The 21,341-nt window shown below is 39.8% G+C and carries 13 protein-coding genes; 4 read left to right on the top strand and 9 right to left on the bottom strand.

Annotated elements, in window-relative coordinates:
- Positions 1–6,243, bottom strand: a complete 6,243-nt coding sequence (locus CYAN7822_RS33650) for a hypothetical protein (RefSeq protein ID WP_013325707.1) — start codon at positions 6,241–6,243, stop codon at positions 1–3.
- Positions 6,244–6,277: 34 nt separating this feature from the next.
- On the opposite strand from CYAN7822_RS33650, the gene CYAN7822_RS33645 reads away from it, so the two are divergent.
- Complete coding sequence (locus tag CYAN7822_RS33645) at positions 6,278–6,628, top strand: hypothetical protein (RefSeq protein WP_013325706.1); 351 nt, start codon at positions 6,278–6,280, stop codon at positions 6,626–6,628.
- A 207-nt stretch (positions 6,629–6,835) separates the two neighbouring features.
- Here CYAN7822_RS33645 and CYAN7822_RS33640 read toward each other — a convergent pair whose 3' ends face one another.
- The 8 genes from CYAN7822_RS33640 to CYAN7822_RS33605 form a co-directional block, all read right to left on the bottom strand.
- A complete protein-coding gene (locus CYAN7822_RS33640) occupies positions 6,836–7,150 on the bottom strand; it encodes a hypothetical protein (protein ID WP_013325705.1) in 315 nt (104 codons plus the stop codon).
- Positions 7,151–7,282: 132 nt separating this feature from the next.
- Positions 7,283–7,741, bottom strand: coding sequence for a hypothetical protein (locus CYAN7822_RS33635; protein WP_013325704.1), 459 nt, complete (start codon positions 7,739–7,741; stop codon positions 7,283–7,285).
- Between the two features lie 94 nt (positions 7,742–7,835).
- Complete coding sequence (gene ssb, locus CYAN7822_RS33630) at positions 7,836–8,249, bottom strand: single-stranded DNA-binding protein (RefSeq protein WP_013325703.1); 414 nt, start codon at positions 8,247–8,249, stop codon at positions 7,836–7,838.
- 110 nt (positions 8,250–8,359) lie between these two features.
- Positions 8,360–8,836: a hypothetical protein gene (locus tag CYAN7822_RS33625; RefSeq protein WP_013325702.1), complete on the bottom strand. Its 477-nt coding sequence runs from the start codon at positions 8,834–8,836 to the stop codon at positions 8,360–8,362.
- Positions 8,837–8,993: 157 nt separating this feature from the next.
- The gene (locus CYAN7822_RS33620) at positions 8,994–9,260 is read right to left on the bottom strand and encodes a hypothetical protein (RefSeq protein ID WP_013325645.1); all 267 of its coding nucleotides are present in this window, start codon (positions 9,258–9,260) and stop codon (positions 8,994–8,996) included.
- A gap of 130 nt (positions 9,261–9,390) precedes the next feature.
- Positions 9,391–9,579, bottom strand: coding sequence for a hypothetical protein (locus tag CYAN7822_RS33615; protein WP_013325701.1), 189 nt, complete (start codon positions 9,577–9,579; stop codon positions 9,391–9,393).
- A 45-nt stretch (positions 9,580–9,624) separates the two neighbouring features.
- Positions 9,625–10,119 carry a hypothetical protein gene (locus CYAN7822_RS33610; protein WP_013325700.1) on the bottom strand — a complete coding sequence of 165 codons (495 nt, stop codon included), beginning with the start codon at positions 10,117–10,119 and terminating at the stop codon, positions 9,625–9,627.
- A 97-nt stretch (positions 10,120–10,216) separates the two neighbouring features.
- Positions 10,217–10,678, bottom strand: a complete 462-nt coding sequence (locus CYAN7822_RS33605; protein ID WP_013325699.1) for a hypothetical protein — start codon at positions 10,676–10,678, stop codon at positions 10,217–10,219.
- 237 nt (positions 10,679–10,915) lie between these two features.
- On the opposite strand from CYAN7822_RS33605, the gene CYAN7822_RS37320 reads away from it, so the two are divergent.
- The 3 genes from CYAN7822_RS37320 (at position 10,916) to CYAN7822_RS33585 (ending at position 20,737) form a co-directional block, all read left to right on the top strand.
- Positions 10,916–11,697, top strand: a protein-coding gene (locus CYAN7822_RS37320) for an IS5 family transposase (RefSeq protein ID WP_173362888.1) whose coding sequence is annotated in 2 segments (ribosomal slippage) — positions 10,916–11,243 and positions 11,243–11,697 — 783 coding nt in all. Because the reading frame shifts where the segments join, the coding sequence is not laid out codon by codon here.
- 126 nt (positions 11,698–11,823) lie between these two features.
- Positions 11,824–19,932, top strand: a complete 8,109-nt coding sequence (locus CYAN7822_RS38360; protein WP_245602873.1) for a CARDB domain-containing protein — start codon at positions 11,824–11,826, stop codon at positions 19,930–19,932.
- Positions 19,933–20,026: 94 nt separating this feature from the next.
- Positions 20,027–20,737, top strand: a complete 711-nt coding sequence (locus CYAN7822_RS33585; protein WP_013325698.1) for a PEP-CTERM sorting domain-containing protein — start codon at positions 20,027–20,029, stop codon at positions 20,735–20,737.
- Positions 20,738–21,341: the final 604 nt, after the last annotated feature.

The raw sequence follows: 21,341 nt of genomic DNA, 5'->3' as shown, positions 1-21,341 counted from the left end.
TTACCTCCCCCTAAGTCTGTGCCCATTGCCATTATTTAAGGTAGCCAATTGTTCTTTTTGACACTCCTGCTGATGAGCTTTGAGTAGGGTTTCCTTGATGATACTGATCACTTTTGGATTGGCTATTCGGTGGACATCAGCCGCACTTAAACCATTGCCAAGGTGAGGTAAATGTTGTGCTTTCCACTGAATATCGCCCGTATTTGGGTTACGGCTGCCTGTCGCGATCATTTTCTCTAATCGGGTTTGCTTATCCCACAAGGTTAATTGTTTTCCATCGAAGGTGATGAGCGTTTCTGTGCCCTCATAACGAGCTATATTCAAGGAGTCATCGTAAGAAAACCCTGAAGCTTGGGTGACGTTCTTAGCTTCAAGTAAAGCCATCAATACGGGAGCTACCTTTTCGGTTCTTTGTTGTTGAATAGAGATATTCTCTGGCATAAAACTTTTGTCCAATAATATTTTAATTAAATCAACGGCTTTTGGTTCAGAATGGGTGGTTGGTCGTTCTACAGATGTGATAGTCGTTTCTTGTTCTTCTGGAGAAGTGATCGCTGTTGATGGTTTCTCAGTAGGCTCAGTTATATAAACTGGAACATCTGGTGATGATGGGGTTACGGAGGTAATAAGTGATATTTCATGGTTTGGCTGTTGTGTAGATGAGGGAGTAACTATAGCTTGATCTATTGATGTGGAAGCTTTTACTTTTTTAGAGGGTTCTACTGCTTCTGGTTGAACAACACAAGAAGATTTTATTGATGAGGGTGATGACTGTTCATTGGTTGATTCATCTAACGTAATTGTTTTAGCTGCATCAGAGTCGGTATAAAGAGTAATTTTTTTGATAGGTGTTGTAGAGGGTTCATCAATAGTCGCTTTGTGTTTGTCGGTAGATACCTCCATATATCCCCCGGCATTGGGCTTAAGCTCGTAACCCAAATCTTTTAAATAAGCTTGTACTAATTGATCAGTACCATCCGCATTTCCCACTACGAAACCCGCCCCGGCGGCGATGGCCTTTTCTAATAGCGGCTTATATTGTTCCTCAAACGTTTGCTGTACTTGTTCTGGGGTAATTGTGCCCTGCCCCGTTCTACGGGGCAGGTTACCGGACACCATAATAATATCTTCAGCCGTATATGACCCGGTATTAGCCCGAGCGCATAAATTCCAGGCAGCTTGATAATCTTTTGTGGATGTATCCATCGTCTTATCGACGGGAAACCCAATAAATTGAGTAGCGATCGCAGCCATCGCCCGATCCTTAACTCGGTTTCTCTCAACCGCGTCCGAAGAACCTGGAGGCACTAAAATTCCCGGATGATCGGGTTTTTTCAATCTGCCCCGTTCGTCAAAGAAGGTCGCCTTCTGTGTGATCGCTATCTCATACCCCTTAATTAATGCTCGAATGAAAGCACTGTCGCGCCCAATGCCTTCCCAGAAAGCATTATTGGCACCGGTTGTATGGGAGCATTTCTCTAAATACTCCACTCCTCCACGTTTAAAGAGTGCTAGAGTAAGTTTGGGATACTGAGTCAATTTAGCCGCTATTATTTCACCCATGAGTGCTTCTTTTTGTTCATGAGTATCGAGAGAACGGGCATAATATTTGTAGGCATCCTCAGTGCTGACAAAGGGTACACCTGCGGCTTTATGACTAAAGTATTTCTCGGCTTTGTAATAGTCGTAATCGGGATGGTTTTTATTGATAGCCGGCCTATCAGGATTATCCCGAAAGCTAACGGGATAATGAGCTAAAATATTCCCTTTGTAGTGTGCGGCTTCTGTTGGGTTAGTCAATGCAGCCAGTAGGGGGTCAGATGAATCAGATGAAATAATAATTGGTTCGGCTGGTGATGCCCCTCGGAGGGAGGATTTATCATTTAGCTCTTGGTTTTTCGTTTGTTGTTGTTCATCATTTAATAAAATGGGTAACTGACGCGCTTGTACGACGGGCGGTTCAATATTTAAATAAGATTGAAGTTCTTCCCTTAGAGAAAATAATTTTTGGACTTCCTGACTGAAGGGAAGAATCTCTTCTCTTCGCTTTTTGTATTCAGTTTGATTCAATACGTTCCCAAATTTATCTTCTAAATTTCTGCGTATAGCGGGGGGGAAATCTCCCTCTAGCATGGCGAAGGTAATTAGAGAGCGCAGTTTATCCTCGTCATCAAATCTGATAGCATTGGGAATATTATTTGCCGTTAAATATTTCTCTAAAGCACCGGCTTTGCGAACATCAACGGTTATCTTGAAGGTGGGAAACTCTTTAATATTCCCATTGGGCAATTGCCATTTTTCATCATTTAATGATAGTAATGTTGGGTGTGTTGATAAAGAATTGAGAAAATAAGCCGCGTCTTTGGGGAGCTTAAGATGCGGCTCATCAGGTACCAACTGTGTAGTTTTTGTCCATTCTCCAAGTTCAGGATATTTTATTGTTTCTGGATTAATGTGTATTAATCCTAAAGTAAGCCTTGAGGTAATAGCCGCATCAAATGTTAACCCATCTAGTGGCAGTTTAGTATTCAAGAGTGCTTGCCGTCCGGGGTTCTGCTGTTTATGATTGCCGATAACTCCGATAATTTGAGGCTTTCCATCAATTATTGTCTCAACACCTAACTCTTCTTTGCCGTTGGATGCCTTGATGCTTAATTTTACCGGTTCGTCAATAAATGACTGTGCTTTAAAATCATCATGTCCCCTGAAGGATATTTTGTTTATCCTTAGTTTCTCACCGCTATCAAGAGTAGCGATCGCATAGCGTCCTTGATCACTGCCATAGGTAGTAATAAAAGCCTTAACTGATTGGGTTTTAGCTATTTGGCTTATCGAAGCCGGGTCAACAATACCAAAAGTTTTATCGCCGAATGAAACAACATACTCTGTCGAAGGAGTAAAGCGACGTAGGGTAAAGGTTTGATTTTCTCCTTTAAAAACTTCTCCGGCTGCGGCATATTTGTTGATCTGACCGAAGATTATCTGTCCCCCTCCATCGAGGAACGGTTTAAGTTTATCTCGTATTGATGGAGTCATGATATCAAGTCCGGCTGTAGCCGGGTTCTCTCCTCCTATCGTACCTGTAGCGTATGTCCCCAAGGGAAGTTGTGCCCCCTTAGAAGAGGATAACCCGAATGAGTGCCACCGCTCCAAATCCGGGTTGTACACCTCCCATAGCCGTTTAATTTGTTCTCCTTCAGGAGCATTGAGCGCAATGGGCGATATTCTTAACTGAACATCTCCTTCTTTGTACAGTTGGGGAGGAACTTGGTTGTATTCTTTTAAGTTATCCACATTGAACTCAGTGAATTGAAGGGTTTTACTGCGTTCGACGATCTCCGGTGTGAAAGCGGCAAATAAGAAGTGTTGGGTCGTATTAGTGGTGGACTTAGGATCTTTATTTTCCCGCGTGGCCAGATATCCCGTCGCTCCAAAATATTGCTGTATCCCTTCGGGGGCTAATGATTCCTTCCACGTTCTCGCCCCGTTGAAGGCTTGGTCGAATAACAATTTAATTTCGTCATCGGATAGGGCTTGTCCGAGTTTAGCTCTACCTGAGAGAGTTTGATGGGGTTTGATCTTATATTTCTCCCTATCCGACTCTTTAACAGTGCCGAGAGCGATCGTTTCTCCATTAATTGTAGTTTGAGCCAACAATTGATGCGTTTTTTGGGTCTTCGGGTCATCATTAAGCCGGAACGTTACTGTTAATTCATATTCTTTTAAAGCCTGAAAATGGGAAATTGTGTCGAATTTGATTATGTTGGTGAGAAGAATTTGATCACCCATTATAGTAGTAAAATTCAGAACCGGCCCGGGTTCAGTGTCTTTCTCTTTCTTTAACGTTTGTGCTGCATTCCACAGTTGGTCGAATTGGTTTTTCTTTTCGGTGACTTCCAAAAGCTGCTGTTCGCTGAAGTCACTGGGGAAAAAGTGGCGAAATTGATGTAACGGACGGCTTTCAAGAGCTTGGGACTGATATGCCGCATTAGTTAAGTGCGCCATTAACTCCACCGGTGTGACTCCAGTTGCTTTTAGAGTGCGATTGCCTACATATAATCCCTGTTGTTTCTTATCGGTAATCGTCGTAAGCTTGCGTGAGAGTGCTAGTTTGTCTTGTTGAATTCGGTCTATACTGGGGGCGCGGGCGGATTTAAACATATCAACCGCAATCTGATTATTATATTGCGCTTCAATCAGCAATTCATCGTAGATTTGCTCCTGTAGGTCGAATATTTTAGTCGCACTCTCTAGATTTATAGGTTCTGTGGCAATTTCCGAAATTTGGTAAATTTGCTGAGTATATTCAGAAGGAATGGGACGAGGATGATTCTTTTTTTTCTCAGCAGTAATAAGTTTATTAGCCGTGTTGGCTAAGTGGGTAGCATATTCAATTTGTTGTGAGGGTTTTCCGTAATCTCTCAAAATTTGAAGCTCGTTTTTGAAAGATTGAACCGTCGTCACCTGATTGTTGATCACGCCCACCGGGGAATTAGCCATGAACAATGCTACTCGTTCAAATGACCACCCCGGGTCAAATGATAATTTATCTTCCTTCTTGATGGGGGTATCTGGGGACTGAGCGTGTAAAAGGGCAGCAAGAGCTAAATTGGGATAGTTTTCTTTTTTTTCGAAGCCGTAGGTGTCCCCATCAAAATCCATCCCGTCAGCTTCATTATCGGTTTCATACGGCAAAGGGGTTATTTTTATACCAACTAAAGAGAGCGGTTCGATCTTCTCATTGATAGAATCAATTAATGAAACTCTTTGCTTTCCCGATGAATCTTTTAATTGCTTGGCAGTGGGTAATTGGTCGAGGATTGGTTGCAGTTGGGCTTGCTTGTCGGGATAGGTAGCGATTGCGCTATTTATTTCATCGCTTAATTGTCGGTGTAAGCGCGACCAGGATACTTCATTTATTACCAGAACACCTTGAAGGGGTTGTCCATCAGGGGCTAAGGCTTCTTCTACCGGTATATTTCTGGAGACTCTCAAGCCATTCTTTCCAATCATGGGCGATCTGAAGCCTATGACGGACTGTTCGGGGTCGAAGCCCGACCAGTAAAGTTCTCCTAGGTTTAAATCCTTTGAAGGAATAACCACAGCCCGCTTAAACTTGACTAATTTGCCCGTTGCCGATTCCTTCCATTGTTTAGCCTGGAACTGTTCAAGCTTTTTCTTGTAAAATTCAGTTTCCCTTAATTGCCCATGTTCATCGCTCTGTATTAATTCAGCAATTAAGTCTTTAAATTGAAAGGAGTCAAATTCGTTGTCGGTATCGTCGCTTAGTGTCGCTTTAATGTATAGTTTTTCAAGTTTTCGAGGATCTAATAGAGAAGCTTGGAGTTCTTCTAATGTACTTTCAAGTAAAGGCGTAACATCTTTAAGAGCCTCTGTGTAGTATTGAACCGGTTGAGAGGCAGAAATTAATGAACCTCGTTCTCCAGATTCCCTAGAGCGATCTTTTTCAGTAATAACAATTTCTGTAGTAATTAATCCAGGCTTGATATGCCCTTTAGCCGTTCCCTTAAACGATGATATGGGAAGTACAAGGTCTATATTGGGAATATTTGCAGGATCTGAAAATTTAAGAGTACGGAAATGCTTATGCTCATCCCCATCTAACCATCGGGGAGTAAGTGTACCTTTAGCGATATATTTATCTTTGAGTAACCCGATTCTAAATTGGATTGCTTTATTGTCCGTCCCAAAGACTTCGTTGGCCAAAGCCGGTGACATTTTGCCATGACAGTCACCCGTCAGTTTCTTTGCATCAAGATCATCAAGAATACCCCCATTTTCCCCGGTTTCATCATCGACGATTAGAATAGTGGCTTTATGAGTTTGATTTAATTTTTGGTCAGATGTTAACAATGAGGCATAAGCCCCCCTGTTCTTGAGGTCGGGGTTTTCTACCTCCACTCCGGCTAGAATATGATTGATAATAGGTTCATACTCGGCTGGTGCATAAAAAAAGCGAGTGCCGTTAGCTAAAATAAGTTTGTGTCCTTCTGGATGGTTAGCTAAAATATTTTCGGCAAGGGCTATTCGATTTGGGTCATCAGTTTGGAGATAAAAATCATCTAAATGTCCTACACTGAGGGGAATATCAGGACAAAATGACTCTAATAAACTATTTTCAAGCTTCTCTACCCAATAGGGTTGTTCACTACGTTGATTTGGGAATGGGTTGGCTATATATTCCCCTGATATTAAGTCGATGTGTTTGATATGTAGTGTCATAATTTAACTAAAAAAATATTTTGAGGAGAAAAGTATGGCGAGAAATCCTAATCACACATTGGATGATTACGAAAAGCCGTTTTACGATGAAGATGAAAATCTTCTCCCTGAATGGGAATTTCCCTATGTTTTATGGAGTGACAATTATAATTATTATCCCGATGGAAAACCCCGTCCCGAATATGAAAAAAGGGTCTGGGATTCTGATAGAAATAGCACCGGTGTTGCTTATGCTCTAACCGGTAAAGAAGAAGAAGTTAAACGTTGGCGTGAAACTGAGGAACGTTGGCAAAAGCAATTTGGAAGTAGTTATACTGAGCGAGTCCGAGAAGGTCATCGTCGAGAACGAGAAGCACGACGTAAACGCTTGGGATTGCGAGATTAACACTCAAAAAATTTTTATTTGGCCATTATTTGGGGGGCAATAATGGTCGATTTTTATGATCTTATCGATGGTGTTTGGCAATTTTTGGGGTGGTGGGGAAAGCCAAACAGGGGATCGTGTTGATAAATTTTAGTTTAATCAGACAATGACTTGTTTGTCAAGGAAAAAAAATGATCGCTACTCCCATGTAGCGATGTCGTAATTACTTTAAAAAGGCATATTATCCTCAAGGGGAGGATAGTTACCGTAAATTTGAGTTGAGGACTGAACTTTTAAATATTTAACGTTTTCCTCATCTTTGGCTATAAATTCTTCAGCCTCTTGTTGAGAGGCATCTTTTTTGATTGATGATATGGGATCTCCACAGGGAGAACATAAGACAAGATATTTATTGCTCCCAGGATAATCTTCTTCCCAATCCTGTCCGTCTTGCCAATAATGCTGATTTGGCATGAGGGGAATTGTTATGTTAAAGGTTTCGGTGATGGCTTTGCGGTCATTATCAAAAAATTGTACTTTCATTGTTTCTTCTTGGGTTAATTTTCATCTTTTCTCGGCAGCGCCGAATTGAGTTAACCGATCTTTAATAAAAACTAATGGAAAGGTAATTCCTCGAAAAAAATAACCAGCCCTAGGAGGACTGGCTTTATTTATTTAGAACGGGATGCTATCTAAATCTTTATCATCATCGGGAGCGGGTTTTTGATGACCATTATTATTAGCGTTAACTGCTACTAATTCACGTTGCGGTTCAACAGTTGTAATAGGTTCAGAAATTAATGTGGGTTCAGAAATTAGACCCAAATCCGACATATCCTCGAAATCTCCCTTAATAGCAATGGCTCTTTCAACTTTTAACATCATTTTTGGATTTAGCTCATCGGAGTTCTTGAATAAATTAAATTTTCCTGATACCATTACCATTCCATCGATACCAACATTATCGATGGTTAATGCGGCATTTCCCCAAGCTTGGAAGGCAATTGGGCATTCCATCCACTCTTTGTTATCATAATATTGAAATTTTCCCGTTCCATGAAGAGTAATTTTTCCTTCTTCATTGTAGGTGGAATTAAGGGAATCGATAGTTAGAGTGACTTGCCAGTTATTCATGATATTTACTTTCTATTAATTATTCGCAGATGATCGCCGAATGGCGATCATTTAATCACCCCTAGGACGTGCGGACATCCTAGAGGTTATTAAATCAATTATTGTTTGGATTGACTTTGGCTTTGGTTTTTACAGGGGTGGGAATGGGAATATTACTATTAGCATTATTTGGAGGAGCAACGGGAGTATCATTTTTAGCTCCTGCCAATAATTCTAAATTATTGACACGAACAACTGGTTTATACCTGTAATTTCCTTGCTCATCATTCCAACAATTAATGATCACTTCACCCTGTACTCCGATGAGTCCGCCTTTACGGACATAGTTAGCGGCTACTTCGGCAGTTTTATCCCAAAACTCCAAGCTAAACCAATCAGGTTCATCATCCTTGCCGCGTTTGACGGCAATGTCTAGTTTGGTGACGCAAGCCCCCGAATGAAAATATTTAATTTCGGGGTCTTTGCTGGCACGACCTACTAGAGAAATAAAATTGATGGAAGTAGTCATAGCTTTAACTCTCCTAAATTTTTCAGGATTTTTCGGCAGCGCCGTATTCTTAAACTTAATTAGATACAGTTATAAACCATTAATTATTAATGGCTGATCACTGATAATTTTTAACGGTTAAAAACTCGGAGGAGTTCTTCTTTTTTACCTTTCCTGTAGGATTTCCCTAAACGTTCATAAATGAACGCTTGTAAATTATGTTCCTTGATGTATTCCTTAAGGTATTTAAGAGTAACATTAGGGGATAATTGAGGTTGAGCGAGTTGTGCCGCATCCGTTACCAATGTAGGGTTAATAATGGTTGCTCTTGAGTTATGACGACGTACTTTAGCTGGTGCTAAGTAGGCAATTGTTTGAGCAGCAGGAGGGATAATAACATTATTAACGATGACTTCAGTAGTATTATGTTTTCGTTTTCTTGCTGGAGGCAGCAAAGGGATAATAGGTTGAGTAGATTTAGTATGTTCGTTTTTTGATTTTTTAGTAACTTCAGAGGGAAATGAGGTTGGCTGTGGTCTATATTGAAAGCAGCAAACAAAGATGAATGCCGTTAATGAAATAAGGATTGGGAAGATTAAGTTTGACATAGTTTTCTTTTTAAATGTGTCGGTTAATAAAAGCTTTATGTAGCGAATATTTTTTTCGCTTGGTTACGCCAACGGCGATTGTTTGAGAATTTATAAAGACAAAAAAATTGCCGAAAAAATCCAATTCGGCAAGAGTTATAAAAAAAACTAACGAACTTTATTCTCTTTTTAACTTTTGTTGTAATTTTTGAGTTTGTTGCTCATAATAGGTTAGATGTTCTTCATCAAGTAAATTAAGTTCATTCGCTAACTTCAAATCAATCTCACTTAAAATCTCGCTAAATTCTTTATTGGCTTCAGCGATTTCTAGAATTTGTATTAAACGCTCTCCTTGTTGCTCAGAAAGTTCTGGTAGCTTCCCTAGTCGATAATATTCTTCAGCTAATTTTTCCAAATATTCAGAAATCCCCGGGTTAATGTTCATTTAATTGCCCTCGCTTCTTATTAACTACATTTATTTATGCCAACGGCACTTAAAGGAATAGAAAGACCAAAAAGATAGGCGATTGAGGTTAATTATAGAAACTTATCTTTTCCTATTTGTGAAAATATTTCTAATTCCCTAACGCTACTAATTTTCCCAATTTCTGCAAAGTTCTAACAATTATTAGGGGCATCGGTTTAGTATGATGGTAATCTCCTTTCTCATCAAAATATCCATACAGCCGCATAATGCTGTGTTGGATTTGGCAGCTAACATCGCTTATTAATTTCTTAAGAGTTTTTTCCGTTTTATTCATCATGAAAAAATTAGCTCTCAGACTTTGCTGAGAGCATTATATGTTATCTTAAATAGTGATGGATATTACTTTCTCGCTACGGATCACCGATTTTAATATTGACCATAAAGTCGGCGATTCCGTATCGCTTACTAAGCAAGCACAGGCTTTATCGATACCCAATTTTGACCACATTGGTTTTAAGTGGCTAAGTTTGCTAACCTTATCTTCAACAGCCGATGGATTAGCTGTTATGTCGATAGCGATCGTATAGCCACAGATATTGACGATACTATCGATCCCGAATATTTTATCGAGTATTACTGTGGGAGGTATTTGCTCCCAGTCGATGATATTATTCAATTGTTGGGTATTAGGATTTTTGATAATTATCCTAAACTCTTTATGAAGATGAGGTATTGCTGATTTTACCCTTTGTTTCCCTACAGATGAGGAGAGGGCTATATTTATTAGTTCTTTTGATGTTGGTAATTTGAAGGTTTTGATTTTCTGGCAATTATGAACTAGGCGTTGGAATGTTTGTTCGGCGGCAAATCCATTCATAATCATCACTCCTTAAATTCTTCACTCTCTTGCCTCCGAAGGAGCAAAAAAAGACCCTGCTAATACAGCAGAGTCTTTATTTAAATGAAGATGAAGATTAACGGGCAGCAGGAATAAGGGAGGCTAAGAATTCTACTAATTGGTTTTTACGAGTTTTTACTGTTTTGGGAAGTTCGATATTATTTTTAGCTGCTAACTTGATTAACTGGGCTTTGGTTAATTTCGATAATTCTGAGGTTGTTAGGTTTACTTGTTCTTCTATTGTAGAGAGAGGGGAAGAGGAAGTTTCCGTAGTTTCTAAATTAAAAGAAGCTAATGCCTCTTCTTTAAGTTTATTAAACTCTTCGATTGGCATTATCATAGTATCATCATCAGTTAATTCAGGTTCAGCCAACGAAAGTAAATTTTGTGCTAGTAAGGGTAACTTGGTAAATTTTAGAATTCTATTAGTTCCTTCAGCTTCGGTGTAAAATTTTGCTCCTTGAGTTCTCAATGAGGGTGCTAATTCTAAAAAAGAAGCGAATCCTAAAGAGTAAGTAGCTACTATTGGAGATGCCATAGTTATTACCTTAAATATTTTACATAATATTTTGGCAACGCCAAAAAGCTATACAGATTAATTATCGGAATTCTTAATTTTAAAGAAGTGCATACGTCGATTATTTGTTGACCCACCCCAAAATTGACTATTTAGAGGGTGTTTATAAAGTAAATCTAAAGACAAGAAAAAAATAGGCCAAAAACGATTAATCTAATCTGGGTAATTGTTCGCAATCAAAAGTGAGGAGCGATCTGCTTGTATCCAAGTGATTTATCTGATGCCGAATGGGAATTGCTTGCCCCACTTATTCCAGCCGCTAAATCCGGGGGACATCCGCGTACTACAGATATTAGACAAGTCTGTAATGCGATATATTATCATTTGAAGACCGGATGCCAATGGAGATATTTACCCAAAAATTTTCCTCCTCCCTCCACAGTCTATAGTTATTATCGCAAATGGGTCAAAAAGGGGGTTTGGGAAAAAATCAATCACACCCTCCGGCAGATGGTTCGTCAACAGGTAGGGAAATCTCCGCAAAGTAGTGTAATCATAGCAGACAGCCAATCGGTGGAAACAACCGAAAAAAGGGGGATGTGTATGGCTTTGACGGTGGAAAAAAAGTCAAAGGCCGAAAAAGGCAATTATTAGTTGATAGTTTAGGATTAATCTTGAAAGTAATTGTAGCTGAAGCTCATGGTCAAGAAAGAGTCTTAGCGGCGACGGCGGTAATGGAACTATTAGAAGAAAATCCCAAACTGCTTGAAAAAGTGGCTTTAATGTGGGTAGATGCTGGTTATAGTGGTGATAAATTTGCTCTGGCTATTTGGTTGATGATTCAAGCAAGAGTAGAAGTAATAAAGCGTTCAGACAAAAAATTTAAAGTTTTACCGAAAAGATGGATTGTGGAACGAACGTTCGGCTGGTTTAACTGGTATCGTCGTTTGAGTAAAGATTATGAAAAATTATCAGAAATGAGTGAAGCCGCTATTTATGCAGTTATGACAAGGATAATGTTGCGTCGCCTCGTTTCTTAAGATTGACTTTATAAATAGCCTCTTAGTGGCAATTATTACTTTTTTGTTCGTACCGATGCCGGTAATCAAGTTTATGAAAATGTTTATGAGTTTAATAACACGGCGTATGACACCACCCCGACTCAAATTAGTTTAACGCCGCCACCAGATTTAGAAGTTGAGTTAGTAGATGCACCAACCACAGCGACAGCAGGACGAAATTTAACCATTACTTATCAAGTTACTAACTTTGGGTCAACTTCTACCCCTAATTCCTCTTGGATAGATAGCATTTATTTATCGAGTGATAATCAGTTAAATATTAATACAGATTTGCGATTAGGAACGGTCACCCGTAATGGAATATTATCACCAGATGGGTCTTATACCAATTCTGGGACGTTTACCCTTCCTAATACTATCAGTGGGACATATTACGCTTTTGTGGTTACCGATAGCAATGATGTCGTATTTGAACTGGATAATAACAATAATGTCGGGTTTGATGCTACTCCCATAAATATCACAGTTGTGAGTGCTGATCTAGTTGTTAGTGCTACTACTTTACCGACAGCACAAGCGGGTAAATCTCTTCGCGTCGAATGGACAGTCACGAATCAGGGGATAGGAGATAGTGCTGTTACCAGTTGGAATGACCGAATAATTGCATCAATTGATAATATTGTTGGAAATGGGGATGATGTTGTTCTCGGAAATTATACAAGGACGGGACTTTTAAGCGCAGGAGGGTCATATTCTCGCAGTGAGATAGTAGCAATTCCCTTCAACTTATCGGGACAATATCAGGTATTCATCGTCACTGATAGTAATAATAATGTTTATGAACAGAATAATGAAGGCAATAATACAGCAGTTCAAACCGTAACCATAACCCGACAAACTCCAGATTTACAAGTTACTCAACTTAATGCACCCACCTCTGCACTATCAGGACAACCCTTTACCGTTAATTGGACAGTGCAAAATACAGGGGGAGGTCTTACTAATACTGATTACTGGTATGATGACGTTTACTTATCCACTGATGCCTTAATAAGTAATGATGATCTTTTACTAGAACGAGTGTATCACTCAGGCGCGTTAGAAGCATCACAACAATACAGCGTCAATCGTACTTTTACTTTACCCGCGAATTTAGAAGGTCAATTCTTTACTCTCGTTCGCACAGATAGTACCTATCGAGTTATTGAAGATATCGAGACAAATAATGATCGCGCTATAACCGGCACAGGAGAAGGAGGTAATATTCCTCCTACTACTATTACTCTAAGTCCGGTTGCTGATTTAGTGGTGGATAATGTGGATGCACCCACGACGGGTATTAGTGGACAATTATTAACCCTGAGTTGGACAGTCAGCAATACAGGGACAGCCGCTACAGGGACACGGGGATGGTATGATGCGGTGTATCTGTCCCGTGACCAAATCTTTGACCGCAACAGTGACCTTTATGTAGGTTATGTCAGTGCTAATGAAAACTTAGCGGTTGGGAATAGCTATACTCGTACTCAATCATTCCGTTTAACTCAAGGGTTATCAGGGCCTTATTATGCTTTTGTCGTTACAGATAGCGGGAATAATATTAATGAACGAGGAGGAGAAGCAAATAATATTAACTATGACCTTAATTCAGTTGAACTAAGTTTACCTCAGCCGGCTGATTTAGTGGTAGGAACCATTACTTTACCAGAGACGGGAATAGCCGGACAAAATGGAACCATTACCTATACAGTAACCAATTCAGGGGTTAATCCCGTTGTCGGAAGTTGGACGGATACCATTTATTTATCTAAAGACACCACTTGGGATATTAATGATACCTATTTTGGACAGGTTATTAATACAAATACGGTGGCGAGTGGGGGAAGTTATAGCAAGACGGTAACTGCACCTTTACCAGGGGTAGAAACGGGAGATTATCATGTTATTTTACGGAGTGATATTCGCAATCAAATTGTTGAGTCTAATGAGGAAAATAATCTCAAAGCGTCTCTGGATGACTTTAATATTGATGTTGAAGAATTAACATTAGGTGAATCCAGTAGCGGCACTTTAGGACAAGGACAAGGGGTTTATTATCGGGTTGATGTAGCGGCGGGAGAAACCCTTAAAGTTAAGTTAGATAGTGCTTCAGAAACGGCAGTTAATGAATTATATATCCGTTATGGAGAAGTCCCCACCCGCGCTAAATTTGATCGGGGATTTTCCGAACCTTTAGCCGCAGACCAAGAAATTCTTATTCCCGCCACCAGTAGCGGAACCTATTATATTTTGGCTTATGGAAATCAAGTTAGTGGCAGTCCTAATTATCAAATTGAAGCCGATTTAGTTCAATTTTCTATTTCAGATATCAGCACCAAACAAGGCAGTAATAAAGGTAAAGCTACCCTAGTGATTGATGGGGCTAAATTCTCTACTAATGATGAGATTAATTTAGTTGCTGCGGATGGAACATTGCGTCAAGCATCACGGGTTTGGTGGAAAGATAGCACCGAATTATGGGCAACTTTTGACTTACAAGGATTAGAGACGGGACTATATGATGTACAGGTCAAAAATGCTACTCAAACAGCCAGTTTAGAAGATGCTTTTACTGTTACTAATGGTGCTGTTGGGAATTTAGAAGTTAATGTTAGTGCCCCGAGTTCTTTACGTCCAGGTCAAGGGGGAATTGTTACGGTTAATTATGTGAATAGTGGAGAAACGGATATTGTTGCTCCTTTACTCACTTTAGTTGCTGAGAATGCTAATTTAAAATTACCCCAACAAAGCGCGGCAAGTGGGTCTAGTTTACAATTTTTAGGTATTAGTTCAACAGGCCCAGCAGGGATAGTAGCACCAGGACAACGAGGCAGTTTTTCAGTACAATTTACCCCAACAGTAAGTAGTGGCAGTCTTAATTTTAGTGTTTCTCAAGCGTCAAATGAGCAGATAATTGATTGGGCAAGTTTAAAAGATCAATCTAAACCTGATAAGGTTTCTAATGAAGCTTGGGAGGTCATCTGGCAAAACTTTGTCAATTCTGTAGGAAATAAAGCGGGGACTTATCAAGATATTTTGGCGGATAATGCCACTCATTTGAGTCAATTAGGAGAATATATATCCGATGCTGTACGTTTATTAGGGTTTGAATTCCAACAAATTAGTAATACTTTAGTAGGAAATAATCAAGGGAATGCAATTGATGACCGCTTCAAAGCAGGAACTTTTGGAAAGAATGGCGTTAGTGAGTGGGATATTACAGCGACTCCTGATAGTAGCGGAGATGTGACTTTATCCTTTGGGAATTCTCGGCGTTTATTTACTAAGCAAACTGATGGGACATATAAAGGTCAATTGGGTGATAATGCAACCCTAACTGAAGAGGGAGGAATTTATCAGTTAAGAGAAGAAAACGGAACGTTAATTAGTTTTCGTCTTGATGGCAAATTTGATTATATTGAGGATACTAATCAAAGTCGGATTACGGGTAGTTATACAGATGGAAAATTAAGCCGCTTAGATTATACAAACGGTGATTTCTTAACTTTTTCCTATAATCCTCAAGGTTTAGTTAGCCAAACTGTTGACCAAGATGGGCGAATAACGGGTTACCAATATGACACAACAGGACAGTATTTACTCAGCATCACAACACCAGATGGAACAACAACTTATACTTATGAAACTAATTTAAATTCAGCCAGTTTACACGCGATAAAATCGATTACTTATCCCGATAATACGAGTATTTCCTATGAGTATGACAATCAAGGAAGATTGATTAAACAAAGTTTAAATGGCAATGCTCAAGCAATTACTTATAGTTACGATTCAGCCGGAGGAGTTACTATTACTGATGCTTCGGGTGCGATTAGTAAGTTGTTATATAATGACCGAGGAACACTAGGAAGAAGTGAAGATCCCCTACAAAGATTAACTCAGTATCAATATGATATTAATGGGAATTTAGTTAAGTTAATTAATCCTGATAATACTGTCTCAAGTTACACTTATGACAAAGCGGGTAATATTACCTCTTCAGTAAACGCCCTCGGACAACAGATTAAATATTCCTATGAAACGACTTACAATCAACTGTCTAAGGTTGAAGATTCACGCGGTAATCCCCTCAGTTATAGTTATGATAATCGAGGAAATTTACAACAAGTAACCTATGCAGATGGCAGTAAAGAAACCTTTACTTATAATGCGACTGGAGATGTAACCGTTTCAGTTAATCGTCGGAATCAAACTATTAATTATACCTACAACTCCCAAGGATTATTAACCCGTAAAGATTATACCGACGGAACATCCGCGACTTACACTTATGATACTCGCGGTAATCTTTTATCGGCGACGGATTCAGATAGTAGTGTTAGTTATACTTATGATGAATTAGACCGTCTAACTCGAGTCAGTTATGGGGCCGATCGCTTCTTACAATTTAGTTATGATAGTGCTGGCCGTCGTTCTCAAATGATCGATCAAGATGGGTTTACTACTAATTATAACTATGACGAATTAGGGCAGTTAAAGAGCCTTACAGACGGCACAGGAGCGAATATTATCACTTATAGTTATGATTTAGTCGGTCGTCTGAGTCGTGAAGAGAATGGGAATGGAACTTACACAACTTATAGTTATGATTTAGCGGGACAGTTGTTAAGTCTGGTGAATTATGATGCTGATGAAACCGTTAATTCTTACTTTAATTATACCTATGATTTAGCGGGTCGTCGTACCAGTCTGGCTACACTGGAGGGTATTACCAGTTATGGGTATGATTCCATCGGACAGTTAACGTCTGTAACCTTACCTAATGGTCGTTTAATTCAGTATCAATATGATGTCGCAGGTAACAGAATTAAGGTAACTGATAGCGGTTTAGAAACGGGTTACAGTACCAATAATCTTAATCAATATACGAGTGTAGGAGGCGCGGCTTATAGTTATGATGCTGATGGGAATTTAATTTCTAAAACTGAGGGGGGTAATACTTGGACTTATGTTTATGATAGTGAAAATCGTCTTGTGGGTGCGACAACTCCTGACGGAATTTGGAGTTATGAATATGATGCGTTAGGAAATCGGGTTGCTAGTATTCATAATGGTGAACGCACTGAGTATTTACTCGATCCCACTGGGTTAGGTGATGTGGTTGGGGAATATGCGGGGACAGGGAATATAATTGCTCGTTATACTCATGGTTTGGGTTTGGTGAGTCGGGTTGATGGGACGAATGCGGCGAGTTATTATGATGCAGATGCGATTGGGTCTATTGTTGGGTTAACGGGTTCTGAGGGGAGTTATGTTAATCAGTACAGTTATTTACCGTTTGGGGAAAGTTTAAATAAGGTTGAGGCGGTTGCTAACCCGTTTGAGTATGTGGGCCAATGGGGGGTGATGCGGGAAGGTAATAGTCTCGATTTTATGCGAGCGAGATACTACACACCTACAGAGGGGAGATTTATTAATCCTGATCCTATAGGAATGATTGGAGGAATTAATTTATATAGTTATACTCAAAATCAACCCCAACAATTTATTGATCCTTTGGGTTTGAGGACATTTTCGGTGGGAGGAAGCGTTACAGGAGGAAACTATGGAATTGGTGGTACGTTTGGAATATCGCTAGTTTGGGATGGATCAAGTTTTATTCCAAATGTTCAGTGGACGGCGGGAGGAGGACTTTACGCTGGTGCAGGATTATCTGGAGGAATAAATTTTGGGGGAACTAATGCTGCTAATGCTAAACAATTAACAGGTAAGAGTGATCAATTTGGTTGGAGTGGTGGATTAGGAATAGTTGCAGGAAATGACGTTGTTTTGGGGAACGGATATCAAGGCGGATTTACAAACGTTGGCGTAGGATTTGGAACGCCGATTGAAGCACATTGGTTTAAAACTTATACTTGGGAGGATTTAAGTGACATTAATTGGAAGGATTTTATTGACACAATTGACGATTTTGGTGACATAATTAAAGATTTTGTTATTCCCATCATCCGCTCCTCCGATCCCAACGACATCATAGGCCCCGCCGGCTTCGGTTCAGAAAACTGGATCTCTGCATCCTCAACCCTCCCCTACACCATCCGCTACGAAAACCAAGCCACTGCCACCGCACCCGCGCAACAAGTCACCATTACCCATCCCTTAGACGCAGACCTCGATTATCGCACCTTCCGTCTAGGAGACTTTGGTTGGGGAGATTTAATCTTCGATGTACCTGATAACGTCTCCTTCTATAACCAGCGCCTAGACTTAACCGAAACTTACGGCTTTTTCGTCGATGTCGCCGCCGGAATTGATATCCTCAAAGGACAAGCATTCTGGACAATTACCACCATAGACCCCGAAACCGGCGAAATTCCCACAAATCCAACTATCGGCTTCCTACCCCCCGACACAGAAAGTGGCATCGGAGACGGATTTGTCAACTATACCATCCGTCCCAAACGCAACGTCACCACAGGCACAGTCATCGATGCAGAAGCGACAATCATCTTTGACATTAACGAACCCATCAACACCCCACCCATCTTTAACACCCTCGATGCTGGTAAACCCACAAGCACCCTTAACCCTCTTCCCACTTCCGTTGCACCTGGAGAATTCCTGGTTAGTTGGAGTGGTGGGGATGATAATAACGGTTCTGGAATAGCTTACTATACCGTTTATGTCTCCGATAACGGAAGTGCTTTTACCCCTTGGTTAACTCAAACCACCCTAACAGAAGCTTCCTATATTGGTGAAGCCGGCCATACATACGCTTTCAAAGTCATTGCAAGTGACAACGCCGGTAACACTCAAGAAATTCCCACAAACGCTGGCGCAACTACCCAAGTCCTAGAGACAGAAATTAATGCTATTCCTATCCTCGCCGCTAATAACGGTCTTACCTTAAACGAAGCAAGCACAAGTTTAATTACCCTAACCCAGTTACGAGTTACCGACACTGATAATAGTCCCACCGAACTCACCTACACTATAACCGGATTACCCACTCAGGGAATCATTTTACTCAACGGAACCCCACTAACCCTCAATAGCACTTTTACCCAAGCAGATATTAATAATAACCTCCTCAGTTATGCTCACAATGGCAGCGAAACGACTAACGACAGCTTCAGCTTTACCGTTTCCGATGCCGCAGGAGGAACCATCTCCACCACAAGCTTTAACATCACCGTTAACCCCATTAACGATGCACCTCTTGTTAATCAAACTATTCCCAACTTCACTCTAACCGAAGAACAACCGTTTAACTTTACCCTAGCCGCTAATACTTTTAGCGATATCGATTTAGGAGATACCCTCACTTATAGCACTAATAATTTACCTAATTGGTTAAACTTTAATGCCGCCACACAAACCTTTAGTGGAACACCAACCCTTAATGATTCTGGCATTTATTTATTAACAGTTATCGCCACTGATAGCCAAGGAGCTAGTGTTAATAATAGCTTTGAGATTACCGTTTTAAATTTGCTCAAAGGAGGAGCTAATAATGATACACTTAGCGGCACATCTAACGATGATGTTTTGGATGGGGGACTGGGGATTGATAGATTAATTGGAAAAGCCGGTAATGACCTCTACATCGTTGATAGTAACCGAGATGTAGTCATTGAAAATGCCTCCGAAGGTCAAGATAAAATACAATCTTCAGTGAGTTATACTCTCCCCGCGAATGTGGAGGACTTGATTTTAACGGGGACAGCAAATATTAATGGAACCGGCAATGAACTCGATAATACTATTACGGGAAATAGCGGCAATAATTTACTCAAAGGATTAGCCGGCAATGATAGTTTAATAGGAGGAAATGGCAAGGATACTTTAGTAGGAGGAGCCGGCAATGATACCCTCACTGGCGGCGAAGGAGATGATCAATTCTTATTTGGAAGTGGAGCGGTTTTTGCCTCAAGTGCTTTCGGTGTAGATACTATAACCGATTTTACCAAAGGCAGCGATAAAATTGTGTTAAGTAAGTTGTCATTTGCCGCTTTATCAAGTCCTGTGAATAGCAATTTGAAAGCTGAGAAACTAGCTATTATTAATGTTAATGTAGCTGAAGAAACTGGCGTAAGTTCAACTCAGTCTGCTAAAATAATTTACAATTTATCTAGTGGCAATTTATTGTATAATCAAAATGGAAATGCTACGGGATTAGGAAGCGGCGGTGTGTTGGCTACTTTAACGACAATTCCTGAATTGGATAATAATGACTTTTTAATAACTACCTAACACCGTTTTGCTGATGAAGTCGCAAGGGAATAAACAGCTTGTAATTAATTCCCTTGTTCCCTGTTAAATACAATTTTTAAGGAGCTAGAAAATTATGTTAAAACTAACTTTGTTAACTTTAAGTTCAGTAGCGGCTTTAGTTTTTGGTGATGTACTCAAAGTCAGTGCGGCTGTTTTAAATAGTAGTTTTGAAAGCGGAAACTTCCAATCTTGGTCAACAGCCGGTCAAGTAACAGTAGAAGATGCTAATTTTGGCGTAACTCCTCAAGATGGGACTTATCAAGCGGTGTTAGAAACTCTACAGGATACAACCGAAGTAGGGGGTTCAGATTTAGAAAACTTTTTGGGACTCACTGTCGGAAGTTTAACTGACTTAGGAGTGACAGAAGGTTCTGCTATTAAACAAACTGTTACTCTTAAGGCGGGAGATATAATTAGCTTTTCTTGGAACTTTTTAACGGATCAAGACCCTAGTGAAAATAATTATAATGATTTAGGGTTTTTTGTTTTAAATGGATTCACTCTTCTCGCTGATACAACTGAAGTGACTAACCTCAGTTTGTTTACTCGATTAAGTCGAGAAACAGGCTATAAAACAGCTTCTATTACAGTACAAGCAGCAGGAATTTATCTATTAGGATTTGGAGTGGTAGATGTGGATAAAACAGACAGTGGAGATACGGCGGTTAATTCGGCTTTATTAATAGATAACATCAGTGTTACTTCTGTTCCTGAACCTTTGACCTTGTTAGGAGTAGCTACTGCGGCTTTATTGGGTACGGTTTTTAAACGTAACTTATCGTAACCTGAGTGAGATATAAGTGGCTTAGACTTGATGTTTTTTTTGTAAGTTTCGGGACTGTAAACTTTTATTGATAACTCTTGATTTTTTCAAAAAAAGCCACTTTTATTCGAGTTAGACACAAGAATAATGAGCGCACGAAAATCATTTTTATATCCTAATTATTAGGTTAAATAAAAATAGTTGTAAATTCTAAAGTCATAAATAATCCTTGATTTTGTTTATATGGCCCTATTTAAGTACCTGGACATAAATAAAGTTTGCTATGTTAACTTTATTTATGTCCAAAAATTTTAGCTGCTATAAGTTGTTCCAAGCCGCATCTTGAATATTTCCTCACCTTGGAAACAGAACAAAAATACTATTTTAAGGAGAAATGAATAAGCCGCGTTCACTGTGTTAATTTTCAAAAATTTTAAACCAAGAACAGTTAGCTGAGAAAAGAACTGAGGTCCTTCACCTACTGCAAGAAATTTTAAAAGCGGCTCCCAAAAAAGGATGGCCTTATGATGCACAAAGATTGATTAACCGTCTCTAAGGAGATTGTCAAGGCGCTGCCTTGAATGACCGGAGAGGAAGAGGAGATCGCTTTACCAATCCCCCTAAA

This window comes from Gloeothece verrucosa PCC 7822, assembly GCF_000147335.1.
In the GTDB taxonomy this organism is placed as follows: Bacteria; Cyanobacteriota; Cyanobacteriia; order Cyanobacteriales; family Microcystaceae; genus Gloeothece; species Gloeothece verrucosa.
Note: the sequence above shows the minus strand (reverse complement) of the source record. Positions and strands in the feature narration are given on the sequence as shown.